Source organism: Eisenbergiella tayi (assembly GCF_001881565.1).
Taxonomy (GTDB): Bacteria; Bacillota; Clostridia; order Lachnospirales; family Lachnospiraceae; genus Eisenbergiella; species Eisenbergiella tayi.
On sequence record NZ_MPDJ01000005.1, the window covers coordinates 154,298 to 178,185 of the forward strand.

Annotated in this window: 18 protein-coding genes and 1 pseudogene; 3 read left to right on the top strand and 16 right to left on the bottom strand. The window is 49.0% G+C overall.

The window, feature by feature from the left end:
• Positions 1 to 45 precede the first annotated feature (45 nt).
• The 3 genes from BLA28_RS18870 to BLA28_RS18880 are packed head-to-tail and all read right to left on the bottom strand — an operon-like array spanning position 46 to position 3,972.
• Complete coding sequence (locus BLA28_RS18870; protein WP_069157592.1) at positions 46 to 1,824, bottom strand: extracellular solute-binding protein; 1,779 nt, start codon at positions 1,822 to 1,824, stop codon at positions 46 to 48.
• 34 nt (positions 1,825 to 1,858) lie between these two features.
• The gene (locus tag BLA28_RS18875) at positions 1,859 to 3,724 is read right to left on the bottom strand and encodes a GH39 family glycosyl hydrolase (protein ID WP_069157593.1); all 1,866 of its coding nucleotides are present in this window, start codon (positions 3,722 to 3,724) and stop codon (positions 1,859 to 1,861) included.
• Between the two features lie 14 nt (positions 3,725 to 3,738).
• A complete protein-coding gene (locus BLA28_RS18880; RefSeq protein ID WP_081330061.1) occupies positions 3,739 to 3,972 on the bottom strand; it encodes a helix-turn-helix domain-containing protein in 234 nt (77 codons plus the stop codon).
• Positions 3,973 to 4,237: 265 nt separating this feature from the next.
• Here BLA28_RS18880 and BLA28_RS18885 point away from each other — a divergent pair, with 265 nt between their 5' ends.
• A complete protein-coding gene (locus tag BLA28_RS18885) occupies positions 4,238 to 4,645 on the top strand; it encodes a helix-turn-helix domain-containing protein (protein WP_069157594.1) in 408 nt (135 codons plus the stop codon).
• 96 nt (positions 4,646 to 4,741) lie between these two features.
• Here the strand turns inward: BLA28_RS18885 and BLA28_RS18890 are convergent, their stop codons facing one another.
• The 5 genes from BLA28_RS18890 to BLA28_RS18910 all read right to left on the bottom strand — a co-directional run bounded on the left by BLA28_RS18890 (position 4,742) and on the right by BLA28_RS18910 (position 11,968).
• Positions 4,742 to 6,079, bottom strand: a complete 1,338-nt coding sequence (locus BLA28_RS18890) for a sulfatase-like hydrolase/transferase (protein WP_069157595.1) — start codon at positions 6,077 to 6,079, stop codon at positions 4,742 to 4,744.
• 38 nt (positions 6,080 to 6,117) lie between these two features.
• Positions 6,118 to 8,175: an alginate lyase family protein gene (locus BLA28_RS18895; RefSeq protein ID WP_069157596.1), complete on the bottom strand. Its 2,058-nt coding sequence runs from the start codon at positions 8,173 to 8,175 to the stop codon at positions 6,118 to 6,120.
• Positions 8,176 to 8,688: 513 nt separating this feature from the next.
• Positions 8,689 to 9,522, bottom strand: a complete 834-nt coding sequence (locus BLA28_RS18900) for a carbohydrate ABC transporter permease (protein WP_009251636.1) — start codon at positions 9,520 to 9,522, stop codon at positions 8,689 to 8,691.
• 56 nt (positions 9,523 to 9,578) lie between these two features.
• Positions 9,579 to 10,484 (bottom strand): carbohydrate ABC transporter permease, encoded by a 906-nt coding sequence (locus BLA28_RS18905; RefSeq protein ID WP_009251637.1) that lies wholly within the window; start codon positions 10,482 to 10,484, stop codon positions 9,579 to 9,581.
• Between the two features lie 113 nt (positions 10,485 to 10,597).
• Positions 10,598 to 11,968, bottom strand: a complete 1,371-nt coding sequence (locus BLA28_RS18910; RefSeq protein WP_069157941.1) for an ABC transporter substrate-binding protein — start codon at positions 11,966 to 11,968, stop codon at positions 10,598 to 10,600.
• Between the two features lie 549 nt (positions 11,969 to 12,517).
• Between BLA28_RS18910 and BLA28_RS18915 the strand changes: the two genes are divergently transcribed.
• Together BLA28_RS18915 and BLA28_RS18920 are read left to right on the top strand one after the other, a co-directional pair.
• Positions 12,518 to 14,287 (top strand): sensor histidine kinase, encoded by a 1,770-nt coding sequence (locus BLA28_RS18915; RefSeq protein WP_169897269.1) that lies wholly within the window; start codon positions 12,518 to 12,520, stop codon positions 14,285 to 14,287.
• 22 nt (positions 14,288 to 14,309) lie between these two features.
• Positions 14,310 to 15,935 (top strand): response regulator transcription factor, encoded by a 1,626-nt coding sequence (locus BLA28_RS18920; RefSeq protein ID WP_069157598.1) that lies wholly within the window; start codon positions 14,310 to 14,312, stop codon positions 15,933 to 15,935.
• A gap of 25 nt (positions 15,936 to 15,960) precedes the next feature.
• Here BLA28_RS18920 and BLA28_RS18925 read toward each other — a convergent pair whose 3' ends face one another.
• From BLA28_RS18925 to BLA28_RS18965, 8 genes and pseudogenes are all read right to left on the bottom strand, one after another.
• Positions 15,961 to 16,521 (bottom strand): HD domain-containing protein, encoded by a 561-nt coding sequence (locus BLA28_RS18925; RefSeq protein WP_025482681.1) that lies wholly within the window; start codon positions 16,519 to 16,521, stop codon positions 15,961 to 15,963.
• A gap of 61 nt (positions 16,522 to 16,582) precedes the next feature.
• Positions 16,583 to 17,932 (bottom strand): aspartate--tRNA(Asn) ligase, encoded by a 1,350-nt coding sequence (gene aspS / locus BLA28_RS18930; RefSeq protein ID WP_069157599.1) that lies wholly within the window; start codon positions 17,930 to 17,932, stop codon positions 16,583 to 16,585.
• A 640-nt stretch (positions 17,933 to 18,572) separates the two neighbouring features.
• Positions 18,573 to 19,151 (bottom strand): DUF6434 domain-containing protein, encoded by a 579-nt coding sequence (locus BLA28_RS18940; RefSeq protein WP_069157600.1) that lies wholly within the window; start codon positions 19,149 to 19,151, stop codon positions 18,573 to 18,575.
• 13 nt (positions 19,152 to 19,164) lie between these two features.
• The gene (locus BLA28_RS18945; RefSeq protein ID WP_069151044.1) at positions 19,165 to 19,941 is read right to left on the bottom strand and encodes an SDR family oxidoreductase; all 777 of its coding nucleotides are present in this window, start codon (positions 19,939 to 19,941) and stop codon (positions 19,165 to 19,167) included.
• A gap of 67 nt (positions 19,942 to 20,008) precedes the next feature.
• Positions 20,009 to 20,791 carry an SGNH/GDSL hydrolase family protein gene (locus tag BLA28_RS18950; RefSeq protein WP_069157601.1) on the bottom strand — a complete coding sequence of 261 codons (783 nt, stop codon included), beginning with the start codon at positions 20,789 to 20,791 and terminating at the stop codon, positions 20,009 to 20,011.
• The gene (locus BLA28_RS18955) at positions 20,788 to 20,994 is read right to left on the bottom strand and encodes a helix-turn-helix transcriptional regulator (RefSeq protein ID WP_069157602.1); all 207 of its coding nucleotides are present in this window, start codon (positions 20,992 to 20,994) and stop codon (positions 20,788 to 20,790) included. The genes BLA28_RS18950 and BLA28_RS18955 overlap by 4 nt, the downstream gene beginning before the upstream one ends.
• Before the next feature lie 24 nt (positions 20,995 to 21,018).
• Positions 21,019 to 22,056, bottom strand: coding sequence for a CPBP family intramembrane glutamic endopeptidase (locus BLA28_RS18960; RefSeq protein WP_069157603.1), 1,038 nt, complete (start codon positions 22,054 to 22,056; stop codon positions 21,019 to 21,021).
• Between the two features lie 524 nt (positions 22,057 to 22,580).
• Positions 22,581 to 23,802, bottom strand: a pseudogene (locus BLA28_RS18965) (transposase).
• Between the last annotated feature and the right edge of the window lie 86 nt (positions 23,803 to 23,888).

Sequence of the window (23,888 nt, forward strand, 5' to 3'; positions counted from 1 at the left end):
TGTCCCGGACAGCGGTTATTGCCGCCGTCCGGACACTCTTATTTCTTACTGGCCGCTCATGCTTTCATGCCATTCGTTGATTTCCTGGGTGATCATTTCCCCTCCCAACGCATTCCACTGCTCCACAAAGGAATCAAATTCATCCACGGGCGACTGTCCGGTAATGATGTTGGTAAAGGTCTGGATTTCCAAATCCTCAAGCACCGCCTGGTTTTCTATCATGGATTCCGATACGAAGGAACCGCGAAGATCGCTGGTCAGGTTATTTTTCTCTTTCTGATCCAGGGCATACATAAAGGTCTGTCCGCAAAGCCTGTAGGTAAACTGCCAGGATGCCGCACTTATGGAGGGTTCTCCAAAGTTGTCGGTCATTTTGGATCCATCCTCGGCAAAACGCTGCATGGCATAAAACTGATCCTTTGCCAGATAGTTGCTGTCTATCCAGGCGGTGTCCCCGTCCTCCATGGCCTGGAACCAGTGCTCCCATCTGTCTATGTTTCCATGCTCCGTTTCCGGGCTGTAGAGACGGTAAGAATCATTATTCCACATATTTTCCCATTCTTCATAGGATATGGCCAGCTCCGGATACCCTTCCGGACCTGTTTCCTGAGGCCCCAGCCCCATGAAATGCATATAGTTGCAGATTTTTGCCACGGCCTCCGGGTTGGCGAAGTCCTTACTCACCACCAGCCACTGGCTGCTGTAATCATATACAACGGGTGAGGTTTCTTTTCCGTCCACGGAAGGGATGGGGTAAACCTTCCACTCCAGGGAATCCGGATCCGCAGAATTTTCATACAGGGACTGGAGACAGCTTCCCATCAGGCCTGTCCACTGAATGCCGAACATGGCCCCCAGCTGTTCCTTGGTCACCAGCTCCGCTTCCGTATCATAGTCCTTTACGATGAATTCCGGATCGATCAGGCCGTCCTTGTAATATTGGGCAAGCTTTTCCAGCACCGGCTTCATCTCCGGCTGTACGCTTCCGTATACTATATTGCCGTCCGCCCCCTGGATCCAGGCATTGGGATACGCGCCGAACGCATTGGCAATACTGGTCGCTTCAAATCCCGTATCCCAGATTTTCTTTGTCAGGCCTATGCCGAATTCATCCTTTATCCCATTTCCGTTGGGGTCCCCATCAGCAAAGGCATAAATCATTTTTTCGAAATTTTCCCAGGTGTCGGGTTCCGGCAGGCCATTGTCCTTTCTCCATTTTTCATTCACAAAAAGGGCATGGCAGGTTTCAATCCTGGGCTGTACCCAGGGAATGCCGTACAGCTCTCCATCCACGGTTGCTGCGTCAAAAGGAAATGTCCCGTCCTTTGTCATGGCCTCCTTTGCCTGATCCGTCACATAACCGTCATACACATCAGTAAGGGGCTGAAGCAGTCCTGCCTCTATCATCTGATGCATCTGTGTCAGGGATACATTCATCACATCAGGCAGATCCCCGCTGGCCAGCATCAGATTCACTCTCTCGTCATACTGTTCCTTTGCCGCCAGAAATACATATTCGATATCGATATTAAACAGTTCTCTCATTTTGGCGCTCCAGAGACTGTTCTCATAATCCGTAGCCGATGCGGTAGTGGCAATGCTTGTCATGGCTGTCATCTTCACCGGTTCTTCGTATTTTCCAAAGGGATCTCCCTTTTCCGCCGGCTCTTTAGCCTCCTGTGCCATCTCAGCCTGTGTTCCGGCGGCAGCCGGAGCCGTGCTTTCCCCGGTATCTTTGCCGCCGCTCCCGCAGCCCGCCTGGGATAATACCAGAATGGCGGACATGGCCAGGGCAAGTAAGGATGTCATTTTTCTTCTTCTCATAGATAAGCCTCTCCTTTTTCTTTTGGTTATATTATTAATCAAGCAGGCTTCCGAAAGCCCTGGATACCGGCGCTTTCAGCCGGATAACTTCCCTGTAGTCATCGGATGCATCCGCCGCCAGGAAGGAAAGCAGGCCTTCTCCCTCCCACCCTGCCGGTGCATACCTCTCCAAATCCAGGATATCCTCCGCTTCCTCCGCCAGATAATCGGCGGGCCGTTTCGTTCCCCTGCCAAATTCCTCCCTGGAAGGCTCTTCTTCCAGGGAAGGCTCTGCTTCCATGGAACTCTTCGCTTCCATGATGCCGCCAAACCGGACGGCGCTGACATATTCCGAAGTATAATAATCCATGCGGACAGCCAGATCCGCTTTTCCTGATATTCTGTTCCTGACAATCTTAAGCCTGCCGCCTGCCCCCTGTATTTTCAGGGATACTGTTGTCAGCTTTCCTCCGCAGCCGTTTGCCCCGAGGAACACACAGCCGCTGTCCGCATCGTAATCTGCATAGCATCTTTTCCACCGGTCCGGATAATAGTGCAGGATCTGGCCGATACGAAGTCCCGGATTCACCGTCATTTTCCCCGGACCGGGCATATTTCCTTCCATATATATCACATCGGAAATACCCAGCAGAATTCCGCTCAGCCTGACTTCACCTTTGCTTACCGGCAGGCTCATATACCGCCGGAGCCGCAGCCCCGGATCCCAGGCCAGCCCGTCCAGGAACAGCGAATCCACAATACACACATCCACTTGGCTAAACCCGTCTGGAATCCCGGAAATGCTTTCAGACAATTCCACCACTTCATCCGATTTATTCCAGACTATCGCAGAAAAACGCTGTTCATCCGCCGAAGCCATGCAGCCCAGCCTGTCATCACAGCTGCTTTCCACCCGTCCTGCCGGCATCCTGGCATAAAGCTCAAAGGCAAAATAACCGGGCCTGAGCCTGCCCAGATGATCTGTCAGCCCCAGTGCATCCACACCGGAATCCAGCATCTGCGCCCAATGTACCAGTTCCACATCCGTCTCTTCCAGAAAATCCTCTATTACAGTCAGGATTTGCGGCAGAAGAGCCTGCTGTTCCAGGATTGTCTTCCGATAGGGCCACGGAGGCGGCACCGTATTCATTTCATTCACGTGGATGCCGACATGGTTAAAATATTCTCTTCTGCCCAGCACACTCCGCATCAGCCTGAGACGCTCCAGATAAATCTTTTCCTGAAAACCATAGGTATGAAAAGAGAAAAAGTCCATGGGCAGTTCTTTTCTCTGTATGTAATCCAGGAAACGGGAGGCATTATCCCTGCATTCGGAAGGAGGAAGGACAAAAGCTTCTGCCGGCCCTCCCACCAGGGCCTCCGGATCCCCGTCTCTGATTCCCAAAGCCCCATATTCATATAAGGTATGGTAATCCTCAGGTGTTCCATCAAAAAAAGCACCCGGATTCACCGGTTCATTATAAATTTCCTGGTAACCCAGCGGAGAACCCATCTGTTTGAAATGAGCGGCAAAATCCTTCATGATTTCCCAGTACTTCTCCCAGTCAGCCGGAACACTGCGGAAATTCCCGCCTTCCGGCTGAACCGGCAGAGGAACATAGCACCAGGAAAAATAAGGCGATACTCCATTTTCTTCCAGCACTTTCACAAGCCGATCCGCTTTCTCCCAACTGTAATGGAGCCCCTCCGGTGTTTCCTCAACCATACTGCCGAATTCCGCGGCCGGTTCTCCGATAAATAAATCCATGCGCAGAGATGATATCCGGCAGCGTCTGAATAATGCAGCATCCCTGCAGGTTCGTTCTGCCGGTACGAACCCGGAATCAAACATGGCAAACTTTTTGAAAAGGGGCACTCCGCCCTCTCCCGCCAGGTCCACCCACACATTTCCCTTCCCCATAGTCCTCCTCTTTCTTACTCATTACGTAAGTTATCATCAAAAAAAATTCTTCCGGCCAATTCCGGAGAGAGCTCCAATGCCGACGCAAGCTTCAGCATGATGTCAAAAGAAGGCAGACTTTTCCCCTCTAATACAGGTAAAAGCACATCCCTGTTAACTCCGCTTATTTCGGAAAGCTCCTCCACAGAACGGATTCCTCTCCTCTCTGCCTGATCCCGCAGGATCATAACGTTCACTTTATACGTCATACTCATGCCGCTCCTCCAGAACTTACTTATTACGTATTAATAGTATCATAGTGTCTATTCTGATGTCAATTAATTCTTTCGATATCGTTCCGATTTCTTTTGAAATACATTTTCATTTTAGAATTGTTTGTTTCTTTTCTCGCATTTATTGCTTTCTGCGTAAGTTTATGTTATATTGTTTATATATTTCGCGTCCTTTTTCCCAAACATACACGGAATGCCCTGATGGACTAAAACAAACGATTAATTATAAAATGGTGATATCATGAATCCTTCTTCCAAAAATAATAACTCCGATAATGTTAATTCCAAGAATATTAATTCCAAGAATATTAATTCTTTGCTTTGCGCCCGTATGAAAGAGCGCCGAACCATGCTCAATCTGACATTAAAGCAAATCGCGGAAGCCCTGCACATCACAGAGGCCACCGCCCAGAGATATGAATGCGGAGAAATCAAAAATATTCCTTATGAAAAAATTGTAATGCTGGCAGAGATTCTCCAATGCTCCCCTCCGTATCTTCTCGGCTGGGAATATCTGAAGGATCTTCCTCCTGAAGTGGAGCGTATTCTCAATTATTATAACCAGCTGAATGAGGACGGGAAAAAAGAAGCGGAAAAACAGCTGGATAACCTGACTCTCATCCCTAAATATACAGAAACAGATAAATAACAAAAAAGGCGGGAAAACGGCCGCAGGCTCACTCTCCTTTGAGTGTTCCGCGCCGTCTTCCCGCCCTTTCTCTCTTGCCATACCGGTTATTTCCTTTTAAAATCCAATTTCTTCCCTTCTCCGTCTGAAATATGCCATTTGCTCTTCATATCCCGGCTCTCTTCCAAAATCTCTGTTTTCCTCCGGATCCTTTTCCAGATCAAACAGCAGTTCCGAACCGTCGTCTCCATAATAATGATATTTCAAATTCCCGTTTTTTATCATCAGGTTACGTCCGCCCCATTGGGATATGGTCTCATCCAGCCAGTCTTCGCCGCGGCCTTCCAGAAGCCCCGTCAGACTCCGGCTTTCCAGCCCCTCAGGAGCCGGACTGCCGCAAAGTTCGCAAAGAGTGGCATAAATATCAATCAGGTTCACGTTTTTACGGCACCGGCCCGGCGCAAAACGCCGAGGATACCGGATAAAGAAAGGAACACGGACGCTCCCTTCATAAAATCGCTGTTTCTCCCAAATAGAATGTTCTCCCAGCATTTCCCCGTGATCGGAGGTATACAGGATGATCCAGTCATCAAGGTTTTCTCCCGCCTCTTCCAGATAATGAAGTATCCGGCCAAACTGGGTATCCACGGTTTCCACATTGGCATAATAGGCCGCCATGGCGCGCTTCACCTCCCGCATCGTCACCTCCTCGCCGATTACCAGCGGGGGACAATTGGAACAGCGCCCCAAAAAGGGATGGGAGGATGGAGCCGTATTCGTATAGGGCTCCACACGATTCAGATAATAATCAAACAATTCCTGTGAAGCAATATAGGGATAATGAGGGTTCCGAAGCCCCACATACAGCATCAGCGGTTCCTCTCTTTTGGGTCTGTCATAAAAGCTGTCCACAAAATATCCATGGATAAAATTCCGGCAGCCCTCCACTGTCAGCCTGTCCTCCCTGGCATGTACCGGATTGCCGGGTCCCGCCCGCAGAATTTCCTTTTTATCATCCCACTTCAAACGGGAATCGAACTGATAGACTGCCTCCCCGTCCCCCGACTGCTTCCTGTAATAGCTGACCGCAACCTCCGCATCTCCGGCTATCCGGTACCTCCAGCCCTGCATCTGATCCAGCCCCAGATGATGAAGCTTTCCGCAGGCTGCCGTCTGATATCCGTGCTCACTGAATATTCTGGCAAAGGTACGGTAATTCGGTTCCAAATCCTCCCCGAAACTTTCCACGCCGCAGGTACGCGGATACTGCCCCGCCGCCATGCACTGCCGCGCAGGGATACATACCGGTGAAGGAGTATAGGCATTGTCAAAAATCACGGCCCCCTCTGCCAGACGATCCAGGTTCGGCGTGCGTACCACCGTATTTTGCGCAAATCCGCAGACATCATAACGATGCTCATCACTCATCAATATCAGCACATTCGGTCTTTCCACTTATCTCCCTGCCTTTCCCGAACCAATCCAAACACCCACTAATACTGAAGGACCTCCCCCTCCGCACATTCCGGCGTGAATACCATAAGCTTCCCATAGGACTCATATCCGCCAGCCGTAAATATATCCACCTCACTGATCAGCTCCTGATGGCATACTATCACCACATACTCAGCCCCATTTTTCACAATCCGTATAGCTTCCGCCTCTTCCCCGGAAAGCGTCCGGCCATTTCTGACCATGGAAACCGGAAGAAGCTCCGCGGAAAGCTCCAGCTGCTCTTTTGCCCCGGCAGCCGCCACCACAGTAAACTGAGAAGTAAAACCGGAAGCCTCCCACGTATTTTCCACACAAAAGCTTTCCGACAGCTGATTATACTCTGTGGATATCTCCGCCTCTGTCACACGGCACTTCCCCTTAAGGCACAGCATCCTTGCCTGCACCCCCGGGGAATGAAACCAGATACCACCGTCCTCAGCCTCCGCAATCCCCTGTTTTCCAAAATGGAAACGGGACTGATAGCTGTGAGCAGCCGCTTTCCCCCTATTTCCGGCCGCATCCCCCGCCTGCTGACCTTCCTGTCCCTGCTGCCCGCAGGAATAAAAAGCATCACACAGCAGAACAAGCCCCTTTGCCAGCAAAACAGCCTTGCGCACGGGAAGCACCCCTCTATCCAGATACCCCAGATGAGCGCCCGATACCATTCCCATCCCCGGAAGGAAACAGTATTCCCCCTTCCAGGGCAGAGCCATACGGCTGTAGCCCCAGCTATCCACACACTCACAGAAATTTTCGCCGTCTATACACACCGTATTATGAGCGGCAGGCTCCTTCAGACGCTTTCGGATATCATTATCCACATAAGTATACCGCCCGGCATCCACAAGAATATCCTCTCCATGGGAAAAATAATCCACATGAAGCTGATCCCCATGCCCATGCCCGCTCCCCATACATCCGCAGTGAAACCTCAGATAATCCGAATCCGCTCCCAAACCATCCCTCAAGAAATAATTTCCGCTGTCCGTCAGAGCCCATGACGCCTCCTCCGGCTCCCTGGCCTCCAGCCCGTCATAAAAAGCCTTCTCCTCCCAGCTGAAATTCCAAAAATTATCCTCCAGCAATACCCCATGGGCCAGGAACTTCAGCCTGCCGTCCTTAAAAAGCACAGCGCCCTCCGCGATCAAATCCCGCGCATCAATATCATCACTGTCCCCATGACAGGGCATATGCCCGTCAGGCTTACACCAGGCCGCCAGAGCATAAACCATTTTCCGCACCTTCTCCCAAAGCCTGCGCGGCGCCGGCCTGTCAAAACGCTTCAGATGCAGCAGACTGTCCAGAAGACAGTACAACACCTCCCCATGATACATAGGACTCTGCTCCCACTGCGTTCCGTCCCGGAAAACCTGCAGATGACTTTCTTCATCCAGACGCCTCACCGCCTCCTGAATCCAGCCATTTTCCCCGAAATAAAGCCCCAGAAGAAGCAGCCCATGATTCTGAAGAATCCCCCAGTTGCTCAGCCGGTGAAAAGGAAGATTCACCTCCAGCAGATACCCCGCATGCTCACGCAGACAAGCCTCCATCCTTTCCCGGATTTCCTCCGTAAAAAGAGGACAGTTATCAAACAAAGCCATACTTTTCAGCCAGAACTCAACCCGAATCCCCGCTTCCAGACTGCGCCACGTCCCATTCCTGCTTTCCGGAGCAAGCGGAGCATTTTCCAGCCAATCCTCCAAAAGCACCACAAACTTTTTCCCATATTCCAGCGCCTTACTCCGCCCTGCCCCATCCTTCTCCCCGCACCTATACCTCCACGCCTTCCCCAGAATCAAAAAACAAGTATGCCTGTTCAACGCATAAAGCCATTCCGGATCCCCGAACGGAACCGCATCCCATTCAATTTTATCCCCAAAAACCACCGCCTCATGCGTCCGCTCCATCTCCCAATGCTCCTGAAAAACAAAACTATTCTTCAGAATACGCTCCGCCTGCTCCAGACAAGCCTCTTTCCCCCCGGGAAAATACCTCCCGCAATCCCCAGCCACTTCCTCCAAATGATCATTACACCAAAACTTCTCCAAATTCCTCATAACTCCATCCTCCCAAAGCTTTCCTCATCATACACCACCCAAACCCACCACCTACATTCTCTCACAACTTCCGCCCCCTTACTACCTTAATTTTCCTCCCCACACTCTCTTTATTATCTTCCCTATCCTCATACCACATTATATAAAAAGCGCATTTGAATCTCCGAACCCCCACAGTTCATCCTCAAACACGCCCTTTCCAATACCTGCGCAACATTCCGTCCCCCTTTCCGCCCGCAGAGGCTATGTGCTGCCTGCACGGACCGGAGGTCCCCCTTCGTTCCGCAGCCAGCCCCGGCTATGCTGAGGATCCTGTAAGGGGCGTCATAAACACGCCGGTCCTTAGGTTGCGTCCTCTGCAACCTTAGTACCGCTGCGTGTTTATCCGAGCGAAAGCGTCCCCTGCAAGGACCTCTGCATAGCCGGGGCCGGCTGTGGAACGAAGGGGGACCTCCGGTCCGTGCAGACAGCACATAGCCTCTGCGGGCGGAAAGGGGGACGGAATGTTTCACCTCACCCCTTAATCCCACTGGATGCAATCCCCTGCACGAAAAATTTCTGTCCGCCCAGGAAAATAATCAGCACCGGAATCAAAGACAGCACACTCGCCGCCATTACCAGTCCGTATTCCGTAGAATACTGACCGATAAACATCTTGATTCCCAGCTGGATTGTCTTTTTTGAAGTACTGTTAAAATAAATCAGCGGCCCCATATAATCATTCCATATTGCTACAAAACTGAAAATAGTCATCGTGGCAATACTGGGTTTGGAAAGCGGCAGCGCGATACGGAAATAATTGCCGTATTCGCTCAATCCGTCTATCCTCCCCGCCTCCAGCAGTTCATTGGGAAGGGACATGAAAAACTGTCTCATCAGGAAAACACCGAAGGCCGTAAAGCTCTGCATCAGCACATAGCCTGTATGGGTATCCACCAGATGGAATTTATTCATCATGCTGTACTGGGGCAGCATATATACCTGCCAGGGAATGGCGATAGTAGCCACATAGCACAGAAACAGCACATCGCGCCCTTTGAATTTACATTTGGAAAATCCGTAAGCCGCAAAGCTGGAGGTGATAACCTGGATAAAAGTAATTATGACAGTCAGCTTAACCGTATTAAAGGTAAAGGTGGCAAGCGGTATTTTACTCCATATTTTCACGTAATTATTCCACTGGAACACCGCAGGTATCCATCGGAAATTGGCGCTGAATACCTCCGTATTCGTCTTCAGCGAAGCGCTCAGCATCCACAGCAGAGGCATTAAGGTGGCTGCCGTCAGGATAATTAATAAGATATAACTGATTATTTTTACCAGCGTCTGTTTTCTCGCTCTCGTCATTTCATTCCTCACATTTCCGCCGCACACAAAACGGCGCTGTTATTATCCGCATCTTCCTACATGTAACTCACCCATTTTTTCTCCATCCGAAACTGCAGTATTGTCAGCAGCCCTAAAATGAGGAACAGGATCATGGCAGCCGCGCTGCTTTCCCCATAATTCCAGGCGATAAAAGCCCTGTTATAAATGTACTGGCTCATCATGGTGGAAGCATTGCCCGGCCCGCCTTCCGTCATCAGATATACCAAATCAAATACTTTGAAGGAATTGATGGTAAGCATCATGACCACGAAAAATGTGCTGGGAGTCAGCATCGGAAGAGTGATGCCCCGGAAACACTGCATGGAATTCGCTCCGTCTATGCGGGCCGCTTCATACAGGGACTCCGGAATATCCTGGAGAGCCGCAAGATAAACAATCATAAAGTATCCCATGTTCTTCCATATGTTCACAATGATGAGAGCCGGAATGACCCAGGCAGTGCTTGCCGTCCAGCCGGGAGGATTCGCCACCCCAAGCGCCCTTAAAATAGAGTTGATCGGCCCGATGTCACGAAACAGGGAATTCCATACCGCAGCTACCGCAACCGTGGAAGCCACATAAGGGAAAAAGATGGCGCAGCGGAAAATTCCCTTTCCCTTCAGTCTCTGATTCAGAAGAATCGCCAGGCCAAGGGATGCGCACATGGAAAAGAATACAGTAAACGCGCTGAAATACAGGGTTTTCCAGATAGATCCCCGGAATACCCGGTCTTTGAAGATAGCGACGAAATTGTCAAGTCCTGCAAACTTCATAGGGTTGAAACCGTCCCAGTCTGCAAAACTGAGCATCAGCGAAAAGGCCACCGGTATCATAACAAAGATAAAAAATCCTATGAAATTTGGCAGTATGAAGGACAGTCCCACCAGTGTATTTCTCCGGTTCAGGGACATTTTCTTTTTACTTTTGCCTGATGCTGCCATAGTCATACCTCATTTTCCTTTTTGAAAGGGAGACGGCACCATTTCTCTGCCGCCTCCCCGCGTTGATTTGCTGTAACTGTTTCGTATCTTCGCAGATATGATTTCTTTACAAATTACTTGCCCTGAATTTCCTTGCTTCTTTCGCCCATTTCCGCCAGGCCGTCATCAATTGACAATTCCTTAATCATAATCAGGCTGTGTTCCTCGCCAAGCATCTGGTTTACTTCTGCGGAATGTACTTCGAGCGGACGATCCATGGCAACATGTTTGGTCTGAAGAGCTTCTTCCAGTCCTTCCGGCATACCGTCCAGAGCAGCCAGGGCTTTGATCGTATCCGCGTTCATTCTTGCGGGAATCATGCCGCAGTCAGCATAAATCTTTGCGCCTTCTTCGCCGCTGCAGTATTTTACGAATTCCCATGCTGCGTCCTTATTTTTGGAGCTGGCGCTTACACCCATAGGAGTTGTGGATCCAACCGTCCATCCGGCTTCCACTCCATCGGGATGAGGCAGTGTGGCTACACCCCAGTTCACACTTGTTTCTCCCGCTTTTGTCTTTTCTATCATAGTGCTCATGAACCAGCTGCCCATAGGCATCATAGCGCACTGGCCTTCCATGAATACGCTGGAATAATGGATATTTCCGGTTTTCAGTGTGGAGTAATCCATAACGGTTCCTTCGTCCTGCATGCGCAGAGCCATTTCATAATAAGGCTTCATAAAGCTGTAATCCGTATCGAGGATAGTATGCTTGCCATCCTGAACAGCCCAGTTCTGTACGCATGCCTGCCAGGTATGGAAAAGAGCGCCGTATTTCTTGTCATTGCCTTCGCCGCTGGTCACTTTTTTCGCCAGCTCCTCAAATTCCGTCCAGGTCATGTCATTTCCGGGATAATCCACTCCTGCCGCGTCAAAAATATCCTTATTATAATAAAGTACATAGAAACCGGTACTCACCGGCAGCGCTACCTGCTTGCCGTCCAGCTTCAGGGCGTCCGATCCGTTCATCGCCGCAATATCCACGCCGTCTTTTTCTATATAAGGAGTCAGATCCTCAAGCTGTCCTCTTTCTGCGATGGAAGGCGTATTGTCAGGATCCTTTACCCAAACCACGTCCAAATCATTCCCTCCGTTCAGCATAACAGTCAGCTTATTGGAATATTCGCCGGATGCGATATCAATCAGTTCTACCTTAATATTGGGATTTGCCGCCTCAAATCCATCCACCAGCATCTGTGTGGAAGGCTCCGTATAAGAATCCCAATGTGCAACCTTAATGGTCACCTGCTCGCCGCTTGCAGCCGGTGTTTCCTCTGCAGGCGTACTCTCCTGTACCGCTGAAGATTCCGCAGCCTGTGTTTCCGGCGCCGGCGTCGTATCCGCAGGAGCGTTTGCCGCATTGTTTCCGCAGCCGGCCAACATGCCTCCCAGCATTGCCGCAGTCAATGCCATTGCCATAATTTTTCCGGTTTGTTTCTTTTTCATAATCTGTAAAACTCCTTTCCCCTTTTTCATATCAGCAACTATTTGATAATGCCATTATAACTATCTTTTTTATCTCCCGATACTCACATTCTCACTAATAAATAATAATTTTTTAAAAAATAACGTTTTCAGGGCAAAATGCACTAATACTATTTTCGAATGTAATAATTTTTTCGAAAAACACACAACTATACGCCTTCTCTTTTAGATATATGATATAATTGTAAATGTGTATCCCGCTCTCCGCCTGCTGCGGCTACGTTCCCTTGCCGAACCGGGTCTCCCTTCTCTCTGCCGCAGGCTCCGGCCATGCAGAGGATCCTGTAAGGGGCGTATAAATACGCCGGTCCTTAGGTTGTGTCCTTTACAACCTTAGTACCGCTGCGTATTTATCCGAGCGAGAGCGTCCCCTTTAAGGACCTCTGCATGGCCGGAGCCTGCGGCAGAGAGAAGGGAGGCCCCGATCGGCAAGGGAACGCAGCCGCAGCAGGTGGAGAGCGGGATACACATTTACACACAATAACAGGAAACAGCAACGGGAGTCTTTTCATGAAGAATAAGCTAAAAGACAGCATAACCATAAAAATTCTATTCGCCATGTGTATTTGTATCGTTTCCTTTACTCTGGTGAGCAGCCTGGTCATCTCCGCTCTGCTGGGAAGCCGGCTTTCGGAGCGGGCAAGGCAGACGAATGAGCAGTATCTGATCACAATCCGAAATCAGCTCAACGGATATATTGGTGAACTGAATACCCTGGGAGCCCTGTGCGCAAGCAACCAGAATATCACACAGGCGCTGGGCTACCATACTCTGAATAACGTTTCTGCCAAGCGGATGTGCCTGAAGGCCCAGGAAGCGCTGGACAGCTATCTTTCTTCCAGCTCACTCACCCTGTATGCCACCCGCCTTGCCATTTTTAATTCGGATAATATCTGTATCACTGCCTCCGCATCAAGAGGACATAATATTTCCGAAACCGAGCAGCTGCAGGAATATGCCGCCGCCTGTTTTCAGAACGGAACCGGAACGCCCGTTTATTCCTGGCGCTCTGCCATTCCCAACGTATCCGCTTCCGCTCTCACCTCTTCAACCGATAAGGATTCCATCATCCTGGCCTGCCTGTACCCTCTTTCCGTTTCCGACGGTTATTATCTTTATATGGAAATCAAACCGGAGCTTCTGAAAAGCCCGCTGGCCCCTTACCAGGATCTGCAGCAGATTTTCATCACTAACGAAGACCGGAGCATATTTTATTCCTCTTTTACGCCTTCCGCTGATTTTTACGGGGAGCTTTCCGATCTGACAGACGGCATCACCCTGCAGACAGGCGGACGAAAATATGAACTGTCTTCCTGCCGTATCCCGGAGTTCGGGATTTATCTGTGCATACTCAGTGACAAAACCCTGTTTGCCGGGGATAACCTGTATATCCTTTACCTGCTCGGCATTATCCTGATCACTACTATAAGCGCCGGGCTGATTATCACCCGTATTGTGAGCACCAGAATTACAAAGCCCATCCATGTGCTGACCGCCCATATCCGCAAAATCTCCGAAACCGATGATTTTTCCTATAATCCGGACATCGTAACCTCTTCCGATGAAATCGGTGAAATCGGCCATGCCGTCAATCATATGGCGCTGCACATCCAGGAGCTTCTGACGGAAATGGAAAAAATGTTCGAGCAGCGTAAGAACATTGAAATATCTCTGCTGCAGAGCCAGATCAATCCCCATTTCCTTTATAATACCCTGGATTCCATCCGCTGGATGGCAGTCATCCAGAAGAGTAAAAATATCGAGCTTACCACCAGGGCCCTGGAAAACCTCCTGCGCAACGTGGCTAAAGGCGTCGGGGATAAAATAACGCTTCAGGAGGAGCTTTCCCTGGTACAGGACTATGTCCATATCCAGAAGGTGCGGTATGTGGAGGTATTTGACATTCATTATGATATACCGGAGGAATTTCTTTCCTGTAAAATCATCAAGTTCACTCTGCAGCCGATTGTGGAAAATGCCGTTTTCCACGGCATTGAACCGACCGGAGAATTCGGGGAAATCGACATCCGCGCCCGGTCGGACGGCGAAGGCCTGTATCTGACCATAGAGGACAACGGCGCCGGCATGACTCCTGAGAAGCTGCAGTCTCTGAAGGAAAGCCTGAAAAACAGCAACAAGGATTCCCTCAGCGGAATAGGCGTCGCCAATGTTGACGCCCGCCTGAAGCTAAATTACGGGTCGCAGTACGGGCTTCTGTACGACAGCATGCCCGGGGAATTCACCCGGGTTACCATACATATCCCGCTGGAGCGGGACTGAGGAAATATGGAGAGGAGCAATTATGTACAATTGTTTAATCGTGGATGATGAAACCATTATCTTGTCCGGAATCAAATTCTTAATTGACTGGGAAAAAAATGACTGTGCCATCATGGATACGGCGAGAAACGGAAGGGATGCCCTGGAAAAAATCCGTTCCTGTCCGCCGGACATCGTTTTATGTGATATTAACATGCCCGTCCTGAACGGGATGGAGCTGCTTAAAATATGCAATGAAGAATTTCCTTCCATCGTCTTTGTGATGCTCACCAATCTTCAGGAATTTGACCTGGCCCGGGACGCCATCCGTTACCGTGCCGCCGATTATCTGCTGAAGGTGCAGCTGGAGGCCCCGGCCCTGGAGGAAAGCCTGCAGAAGGCAAAAAAGGAATATGAACGGCGCAGTAAGCTGGCAGAAGCGGATCGGATGCATTTTTATGATGAAAAAAAAGCAAGGGAACTTGTCCGGGATGCCTGCCTGGAAATCCTTTTTTCACCGGACGAAGAAGCTCTGAAGCGAGCCGGAGAGGTGCTTGATAAAAATCATATGCTGGAGGGCTATGGACTGGTGTACATTCCTTTTGATTACAGTGAGGTTCCCAACGCGGAAAGACTGGATGCGGAGGCCCGCAGGGATCTTACCGCGTGGGAAAAGGAACTGGCGACGCGTCTGTGTGAGACGGTTTTCGGCTCCTCCTGCCTTTTTATCTCCACCGGTCAGACGGACTGTCTCACTCTGTTTGTCTGGCATCAGGGGAAGGAATGGGAATCCCGCATGGCCCTGTTTTCCTCCAAGTTCTCTTCCGCTTCCCGGAATATCACCCAGGCCCTGCCTTCCATCCTGGTCACCGGCTGTTTTTACGGAAAAGAACAGCTTTCAGCCTGTCGGAATGAATATTTCAGCCTGATTCAGTATTTTTACCTGGATGAGCTCACTTCTTCCCGGAATCTATCCGGAGAACCGGCCGTGTTTGAACCGCTGGGGCTCGCCGGCATCGGTTCCCAGCTGGAAAACGAGCTGAATGCGAAGAACCTCACCGGCTGCACTCTGCTGTTGGATCGGGCCATACGAAGGATTCAGGAAACCACTCACCAAAAAAGCCAGGCGATATGGCTGTGCAATGAATTATACCGATGCGCCGCAAAAGCACTCCAGGACAGCAGCCTTAACGATACCACCGGCTATGCGGAAATTGAAAATCTCATGACACGCCGTCAGGTCGTCGGATGGATTGAAAAGCTCAAAAATTCCCTGACAGAAATCATCTGGCAGGAAGCCAACTTAAAATCGGAGCCTGTGGAAAAGGCAAGGCAGTATGTACTCAGCCATATCGAAGACCGCCTCAGCCTTCAGGATGTGGCCGACGAGGTATGCATTTCCCCGGGGTATCTGTCCACCCTGTTCAAAAAGCAATACAGCCAGAGCTTTGTCAGCTTCATAAATCAGGCGAAGGTGGAGCATGCATGCCGGCTGATTCAGGAACGGAAATATCTCATCAGTGAAATTTCCTGCCGTCTGAGCTTTGAAAATGCCTATTATTTTGCCAAAGTTTTCAAACGGTATATGGGAATGACGCCCAGCGAATATGAAAAATCTCTGGAAATATCCGCCGCCGGCGCACACGAAAAAGCAGGCAGGAATACGTAAGCATACGTTTCCTGCCTGTTTCCTGTTATTCCTTCATTCTATTTTCGGTATCCTCATCGATTTTTTCTCTCAGACGAAGGAGCTTCTCATCCTCCTGAAAATACTTTTTCCCATATTCCAGGTTAAATTCATAATCAAAATCCGGCGGATTTTTCCCCTGGTTATGCTGAATAATGGTTTCCGCCTTATCAAGAGCTTTTATCAGCTTTGCTTCCGGCGTGGATTCTTCATTGTATTCTTTCCACACCCCCAGGAAATGGCTTTTCTGCGGTTCCGGAAGCAGGGAAAACACGCGGTTGACCGCTTCCTCCTCTATCCGGTATTTTTCTTCCGGATCGGGAAGGAGCGCCGCGGAAATATCCCCCTCATACAATTCTCCCATATCATGGAGAAGGGCCATTTCCACCAGCTTCAGGCGATCAAGCTCCGGATATTCCCAGGCCGCAGTCATGGCACACAGGGCAAGACGCCAGGAATGCTCTGCGGTACTCTCCTGTCTTCCCTCACTGCTCCATGCTGTGCGGAGCACATTTTTCAGCCTCTCCGCCTCTCTGATAAAATGCAGATAACTCTCCAATCGTTCCATCGCTGCTCCTATCTGAAATTCCCGCTCCGGGGCCGCACAACCTGCCGGCCCGGATGAAGCATTAGGGCATCACTCTGTGTATATCTCTGGGAAAAAGGGCCGCCTGCCGCACATTCTCCAGTTCCAGAAGCCGGGCGGTAAAACGCTCCAGGCCAAGTCCCAGGCCCCCGTGCAGCGGCATTCCCGCTTTATGGATCCATAAATAGCTTTCAAAAAGGGAAGGATCCATTCCCATCCGTTCCATTTTGGCAAGCTGCTGCCGGAAGTCGTGGATGCGCTGGCCGCCGGTGGTCACTTCAAGCCCGCGGAACAGCAGGTCAAAGCTTAATGTCACCTCCGGATTTTCTTTATCTTCCATGGCGTAAAAGGGTCTTTTGGCGCTTGGATAATGGGTGACAAAGACAAAGTCGCTCCCTGTTTCTTTTTTTACGATTTCGCAGAGCAGCTTCTCTTCCTCCGGCTCGAAATCATTCTTTTCACAAAGCGGGCGATTATATCGGGCGGCTATCAAATCCTTGGCTTCATGAAAACGGATGGAGGGAATGCTGCCGACTTCCGGAATACGTACCTTAAGCAGAGCCAGTTCTTTTTCATAATAGGACTGAAGATAGGCAAGGCTGCTCTTTATCATGGCGGCTTCCATCCGGCAGATATCCCGGAAACTGCTGATATATCCCATTTCAAAATCCACACTGGTATACTCATTCAGGTGCCTTGCCGTATCATGCTTTTCCGCCCGGAAAACCGGTCCGATTTCAAATACTCTTTCATACACCCCTACCATCATCTGTTTATAGAACTGGGGACTTTGGGCCAGGTATGCATCCTTTCCGAAATAATCCAGCCGGAAGATATTCGCTCCCCCTTCTGCGCCCTGGTACACAATTTTAGGCGTATGGACCTCGGTAAATTCTTCCTTTTCCAGAAAAGCACGGAATCCGCGGCACAGGCCTTCCTGTATTTTGAAAATTGCTCGCTGCTTTTCATTCCGCAGGGTGAGGGGGCGGTAATCCAGCAGTGTTTCCAGGGATGCATCAATCCCTTTTCCGTTAATCACCACGGGCATTTCCTCCTCCGGTGCGGAAAGTACCGTGATTTCGGTCAGGTGAAGCTCCCAGCCGGTTTTGGAACGGGGCTCTTCCACCACCAGGGCCCTGGCCCGTATGCAGGCTTCTTCTTTTAAGGAGCCTTCCACACGGCATTTACCGGTATCCAGTACACACTGGATCAGACGATCCGATGTCCGGAGGATAAGGAAGGAAAAGCCGCTCATCTTACGGATTTTATGAACGCTTCCGTGGATTGTGATTTCCTGGTTCAGGCCCTCCTGCAGCCGGCCTTCTGCCGGAAAATTGTTTTCATTATCTGTTGGGACTGTTTCTGCCTGTATGGTTTCAAATGCTGTCATCATGAATTCTTCTCCTTTTTTCTGCCCGGAAATGCTGACAGCCGGTAAAAGCTGCATGAAGCAGGCGGCCGGCTTTTTCTGCCGCTTCCGGTATAACGGAAGCTTTCCGGGGTGACAAGATCCTTCGATCCTTATTTTTCAGTACCGCTTTTGTAAGGAGAACTAAAATCCATCTGGACATCGTCTTTATGTCTCATTTTACCACATCCTTTCCCTGAGAGATACCAACTGTCAGGTTCCCGGTACAGGACAATCCGCTATCCGGCTTTTACGGACAGGTATTCAGCCTGCCCGAATGGATATCCGGAAAAAACGATCAAAAAGAGCCCGCAAAGGTAACCTGATTACCAGTGTGGACTCTTATTTCTGAAATCTATGCCACACAGGTACAACACGGAAAGCGTTTGTACCTGTGATGCCAGGGAACTATCGGGATAGTCCCTATAACATCCGCCGATACAAACGCCGCCGATCGTCGTCCCCGTAAAGTTTACTGATTACAACATTCAGCATAACATTTGCCTTTCCGGTATGAAGCATACACATACCTGCGATTAATTTTTCTTATATTAGCACTGCAGGCATAGGGTGTCAACCCCTAACTTACACCGGGGTACAGATAAAAAAGCAGACGCTGCCGTCCCTATAAATCCTTGACTGCGGTTAAATCCGCATCTTCATAGCGGTTATGGCCAGGCAAGGCTTTTTTATATTTCCAGCAGGCAATCGCCTGCTGCAGGGTCTTGCCGGGATTCGCCTCAAAAAAATCCCTGATATAGGTATTATACTCAAACTGCCTGTCAATAACCGTCTTTCCCTTTTTCTTTTCCTCCAGAATCTGATAATAAGCTTCTATCGCCTGGGCATAGGTCTTTCCGGAATTGGATTTAAGCCATTTCTGAAAGGCTACCGGAAAAGAAAAGCTGTTTCCAATTTTTTCTTTGAAAAAAGCACGGTGTTTTTCCGAACAAACAAAATCAGGTTCAATAATTGTCTGTTCCGTAATTACTCCCACCTCTTTCCTGGATTTGGATACTTTTTTTACAGGGGTTATTCTTCCCGTATCAAGGTAACAGGCGATTCTTTCTGTAATTTCCTCCTTGCCGCCGGAGGCGGGCAGGCCGTTCTCCCTGCAGAAGGAAACCAGCTCTTCTTTCAGGTAATAGTAGCTGCGGAAGGTTGCTGCATCCAGTTTTGCTGATAAGTCCGGACGTTCTGTCATTTGTATTCTCCTTTCAGAAGCAGGTAAATGCGCCGTCGATAATAAAATCAGAACCCGTGGTAAAGGTACTCGTATCACCTGCCAGATATACACAGATGGATTCCAGCTCTTCCGGCTTTCCCATTCTGCCGAGCGGCGCCATCTCGTTCCACTTTTCAATCAGAGGCACCAGTGTCGGGGAATTCAGCGTCAGCTCCGTTCCGATATATCCCGGACTGATACTGTTAACCCGGACGCCCCGTTTTGCCCATTCCACCGCCAGGGATTTGGTCAGCTGGACAACGGCCGCTTTGGAGGCGTTATATGCACACTGCGGCTGCGGCACGTTTACGATGTGCGCCGACATGGAGGCGGTATTGATGATGGAGCCTCCGCCATTGGCCAGCATATATTTTCCCGCCGCAATATCGGTTAAAAAGATGCCGTTCAGATTAACATTGATAACCTTCAGCCACTGGTCATAAGTCATCTCTTCCGCCGGCGCGTTGATGCAGATGCCCGCGTTGTTATGACAGAAATCAAGCCCTCCCAATTCTTTGACCACCTGCTGCACCATTGCATCCACCTGCTCCTTATCAGTACAGTCTGTCTTAATGGCGATTACTTTTCTGCCTGTTTTCTCCGCAATTTCCTTTGCGGTCTTTTCCGCTTCGTCAATGTCAATGTCCACGATGGCAATATCGGCGCCCGCTTCAGCAAATGCCGATGCCGTACATTTTCCGATCCCTCGTGCGGCCCCGGTTACAAAACCCTTTTTCCCATCCAGTCTCATTTTCTCGATAATCCCCATAGCTTCTCTCCTTTTCTTTTTCCGATCATTTATGATTTGTTTTATGTATCATGATGTCGAAATACACTCAATCCTCTTTCCGGATGAGCCTGCCCCCCAGCAGTTCTTCCAGCTTTGCCGCGAGCAGGGATGCTATCACCTCATTCCCTTTATCGGAGGGATGAAGGCCATCGTAGGTAAAATCAGCCGCTTCCTCCGGATAGGGATATTCATCTTCCCCGAATCGGACCGGTATCTTCGTATACTCCGGATAGGGCAGCTTCCGATAGCCGTCCTGTGTTTTCACCCATTTGAAACGAACCACATTTTCCGGAGTAATGCCCGATAAATCATGCAGATTCAAAGCTGGAATTCCTTCCTCACAGCAGGTTTCATAGATGCCCTCTGCAATGTCCGAAAGCCATTGCCCCTGGTCGGGCATATAACTGCCGAGGGCATTGTTAAAGGGATCCAGAATATAGACGAAATCCCCCCGTTCCACCGGATTCATAACCAGAAGCGCCGCATTCGGGGCCTTCTGCCGGATATGGGAAATCAGGATACCCATATTTCCCAATATGGTTCCTTCCTTTTTCTGCACAAAATCTTCCCTTCTGCCCAAAGGGACGCCGCCGTGCCAGTCATTGGTTCCCAGAAGAACCGTATATAAATCAGCTTCCGGCAGCTCTGCATTTACCCAGTCCGGCGTGGACGAACCGTTCATACCGATATTGACAACGGATAAATTGGAAAAATATTCACAGGTTCGGGTGAGATATCCCTTTTTCACGCGATTGTCCGTTTCATCAAGATGATCATTCAGATAGGTAAAAGAATCCCCTATGGCACACCACTTTATTTCTTCCTTCATTCCTCGTCTTCCTCCTCCCAAAAAAGCTCATCGAGGGTTTTTCCCAACGCCCTGCAGATTCCGATACACAGCTGCAGAGACGGATTAAATTTTCCTGCCTCTATCATCCCGATGGTCTGTCTCGTTACTCCAACCGTCTCCGCCAGCTGTTCCTGGGAAAAATCCTTTTCGATACGGGCGATTTTCATTCTTTTATTCTTCACCCGGATTCCTCCTTTATTTCCGAATTACAATTCCGTATATTCTTCCGTTATTTTCTGCTCCTGCGGTGCTTCTTTCCCATATGCCTTCGAAAAAATAAAGGGAGCAAATAAAACGGCGATCAGTACCAGAAGAATGAGCACATCTCCCCAGGCAATTACCTGGCCGCTGATAACATCGGCGCTTCCTGCCACTACGGCGATTAAATTATTATTCAGATAATGCATGATAACGGGCACCCAGATATTGCGGGTCTTCATCTGCACATAGCCGAAGAATATGGCAAGTCCCGTGCAGGTGAGCACCTGGCTGACGACACTCTGCAGCCAGGTATCCGGGCTGTAATAAAACATGTTGATAGGGAGATGCCAGAATCCCCACATGATGCCAAGCAGCAGCACTCCTGCCCTCTTGCCGAATCTCTTCTGAAGCATCGGCTGCAGGAATCCGCGCCATCCGTATTCCTCTCCGAAAAAGGCTGTGAAAACAAGGAAGAAATTAATGGGAAGGGCCATCATATTTATCCATACATATGAATTTTGGAATAGTTTAAGGAATTCTCCCGGCTGCCCGGCAATCGCATAGCTTAAAAAGATACGCAGGAAATACAGTACGAGGAAAAGGAGGACATAAAGCCATGGCCTTCTTTTCTGACCGTCGCCAAGACTGAGACCGTAATTTCTTCTGACTTCTTTTTTATCCATTAAAAAGGGGATCCATAAGAGCAGGCTTCCGATAATGATAATATACTGGATTATCATAACAAACGGTATCTCCGGAAGTATCATACTGATTATGGCTGTCACCGTCATAATGCCTGTAAGGATTATAAAGCTCACATAAAACTTCATTGGCAGCTTTTCTTCTTTTTTCCGGGTTAAAATATAGGCAAGCATCACACCTGCTGCCGGATAGTACATCTGTGCGTTGGGGAACACACTCACATCATTCCCTCTGTAAAAGCTGATACCCATCAGGATCCCCATTATTATGGGCATGCCAAAGGCAACTGCAAGAAAAATCCAGAGCTGCTTTTTTTCTGCTGCGGTTAATTTGATCTGCATCTGTCATACTCCTCCATTCCTTATGTTATTGGTTATTTGCTGAAAGCTGATTCTTTTCTGCCGGGACGGCAGGAACAGGGAAGGCCCCTTGTAAATACCCTCTCGGGCTGCTATCTACCGGGGGTACCTTCTTATATACGCATAATATAATATATTTTTCTAAATATCAACTATATTTTACAATTTATATACTATATTTTTTATGATGGTAAATAGCAACCCGGTTCATTTTTTCAACGGTAAATAGCAGCCCGAGAGTCCCGTTTGCAATCCAGGATTCCCGTATTGTAAATGAAAATCCTGTTTTGTAAGTGAGTTTCCCGTTTTGTAAACGGAATTCTCCTTTTGCAAGCGAGTTTCCCGTATTTTCATTTATTCCTTGATATGTTATAATGCGTACAGCAGGATCTTGTGTATGACAATCAAGAATCAATTCCCGTTCGAAATTTTTGTATTCGGAGAATCCATCCCGTTTTACCTTTATTTTGATCTGGTTTGTTCTGGCAGCTCACACAAGATTTTTGTTACTTTTTAAGAAGTTTTGGCTTTAAGATGATGTTCTCGGCTGCAACCGGCGAACACCCTAGTTTCTTAAGCAAATCTTCTCCGTAATAAAAGCTGAACGCATCGTATGGGCTACGGTTGTTCAGCTTTTTTCTTTTATAAGAGTTGATGTGGTTCATCATCAGGGATATATCAGCCTGGGTCAGATCATCAAAGCTTTCTCCCTTCGGCAGGATACGGCGGATCAGTTCATGATTGACTTCGCAGGCACCTTTTTGATAAGGACAACTCGCTTCCGTTATCCGTAAGTATAACCGGAAACAGACGGTTGAAATCCTTTGCCCCAAGAATACGGTCAAGCGCTTGAAAGATGTGGATGACAGAGCCAGCCGTATTGGATTCCCTCAGAAAAGCGAGCATAAAACTGTTCTCTACAAAATGAACCGTAAGCAGGCATTTTCCCCCGGGTTTTCCGATGACGCTATCCATTTGCACGAAGGTTGTCTCCGGTTCTTTTTCAAGAAATTTTGGGAAATCCGAATAACTGCGTCCCAGACGGCACCCCCTGTCTACTTTAAATTCTGGCTGTTTGTATCGGGGACGATACTTTACCTTGCGTGGCAGATCGATATTCCTGATCTCAAAAAGCTGAGCGTCCACATAATTATATAACGTCTTTTCACTGCACATCAGCTCATCGACATGCTCCGTATAAATTTGATGGAGGGACTGCCCGTTTTTAACAAGCGGAGTAATGAGCTTATTGATCCTGGCTATATCGGATTCATTTGACAGAATCCCTGTCCTTGATTCAGAAATAGTCTTGTGCGCCATTTCATGTGCGTCCGCAGGATCATAAATCCTCTTTAAAAGGGTGCATCGGGGGAGTTCCCGGCAGCCGTTGCAAACGTAAGGTGGTTTCCTCTTAACAGAACAGATGTCCTCTTCAAAATCAGGGCAAGGGAAGGTACATTCCGAGCACAGGCTGCATTTATAGACTGACTGATGCGAGCATCCATTCGCACCGCAGATTTTTTTAGCTTTACATGAATTGCGGTACTTACATGGATTATAGGGGTATCCAGGACGTCCGCTTTTCTTGTCATAGGAATATTTCCGGATCTCCTTGGCAATCGTTGTACGGTCTTTTCCCAGTTCCTTTGCAATAGCCCCAAAAGAGGCGTTTTCCTGAATACGCTGAGATATAATCAGACGATCTTCGTATGATAAAAACTTTGACATGGCGACTCCTTTCCGGCTGCCAGAGATCAAAGTATAGCAGAAAAGGAGACCAACTTTCCAGTCAGTCTCAATCTTTGCAAAAGAGA

Bases quoted from the DNA above. Each gene is read 5' to 3' on its own strand.
- BLA28_RS18940 (WP_069157600.1), bottom strand. From the start codon at position 19,151: ATGACAGAACGTCCGGACTTATCAGCAAAACTGGATGCAGCAACCTTC.
- BLA28_RS18950 (WP_069157601.1), bottom strand. From the start codon at position 20,791: ATGAAGGAAGAAATAAAGTGGTGTGCCATAGGGGATTCTTTTACCTAT.
- BLA28_RS18920 (WP_069157598.1), top strand. From the start codon at position 14,310: ATGTACAATTGTTTAATCGTGGATGATGAAACCATTATCTTGTCCGGA.
- BLA28_RS18905 (WP_009251637.1), bottom strand. From the start codon at position 10,484: ATGGCAGCATCAGGCAAAAGTAAAAAGAAAATGTCCCTGAACCGGAGA.
- BLA28_RS18925 (WP_025482681.1), bottom strand. From the start codon at position 16,521: ATGGAACGATTGGAGAGTTATCTGCATTTTATCAGAGAGGCGGAGAGG.
- aspS (WP_069157599.1), bottom strand. From the start codon at position 17,932: ATGATGACAGCATTTGAAACCATACAGGCAGAAACAGTCCCAACAGAT.
- BLA28_RS18915 (WP_169897269.1), top strand. From the start codon at position 12,518: ATGAAGAATAAGCTAAAAGACAGCATAACCATAAAAATTCTATTCGCC.
- BLA28_RS18880 (WP_081330061.1), bottom strand. From the start codon at position 3,972: ATGACGTATAAAGTGAACGTTATGATCCTGCGGGATCAGGCAGAGAGG.
- BLA28_RS18900 (WP_009251636.1), bottom strand. From the start codon at position 9,522: ATGACGAGAGCGAGAAAACAGACGCTGGTAAAAATAATCAGTTATATC.
- BLA28_RS18875 (WP_069157593.1), bottom strand. From the start codon at position 3,724: ATGGGGAAGGGAAATGTGTGGGTGGACCTGGCGGGAGAGGGCGGAGTG.
- BLA28_RS18945 (WP_069151044.1), bottom strand. From the start codon at position 19,941: ATGGGGATTATCGAGAAAATGAGACTGGATGGGAAAAAGGGTTTTGTA.
- BLA28_RS18870 (WP_069157592.1), bottom strand. From the start codon at position 1,824: ATGAGAAGAAGAAAAATGACATCCTTACTTGCCCTGGCCATGTCCGCC.
- BLA28_RS18895 (WP_069157596.1), bottom strand. From the start codon at position 8,175: ATGAGGAATTTGGAGAAGTTTTGGTGTAATGATCATTTGGAGGAAGTG.
- BLA28_RS18885 (WP_069157594.1), top strand. From the start codon at position 4,238: ATGAATCCTTCTTCCAAAAATAATAACTCCGATAATGTTAATTCCAAG.
- BLA28_RS18910 (WP_069157941.1), bottom strand. From the start codon at position 11,968: ATGAAAAAGAAACAAACCGGAAAAATTATGGCAATGGCATTGACTGCG.
- BLA28_RS18960 (WP_069157603.1), bottom strand. From the start codon at position 22,056: ATGCAGATCAAATTAACCGCAGCAGAAAAAAAGCAGCTCTGGATTTTT.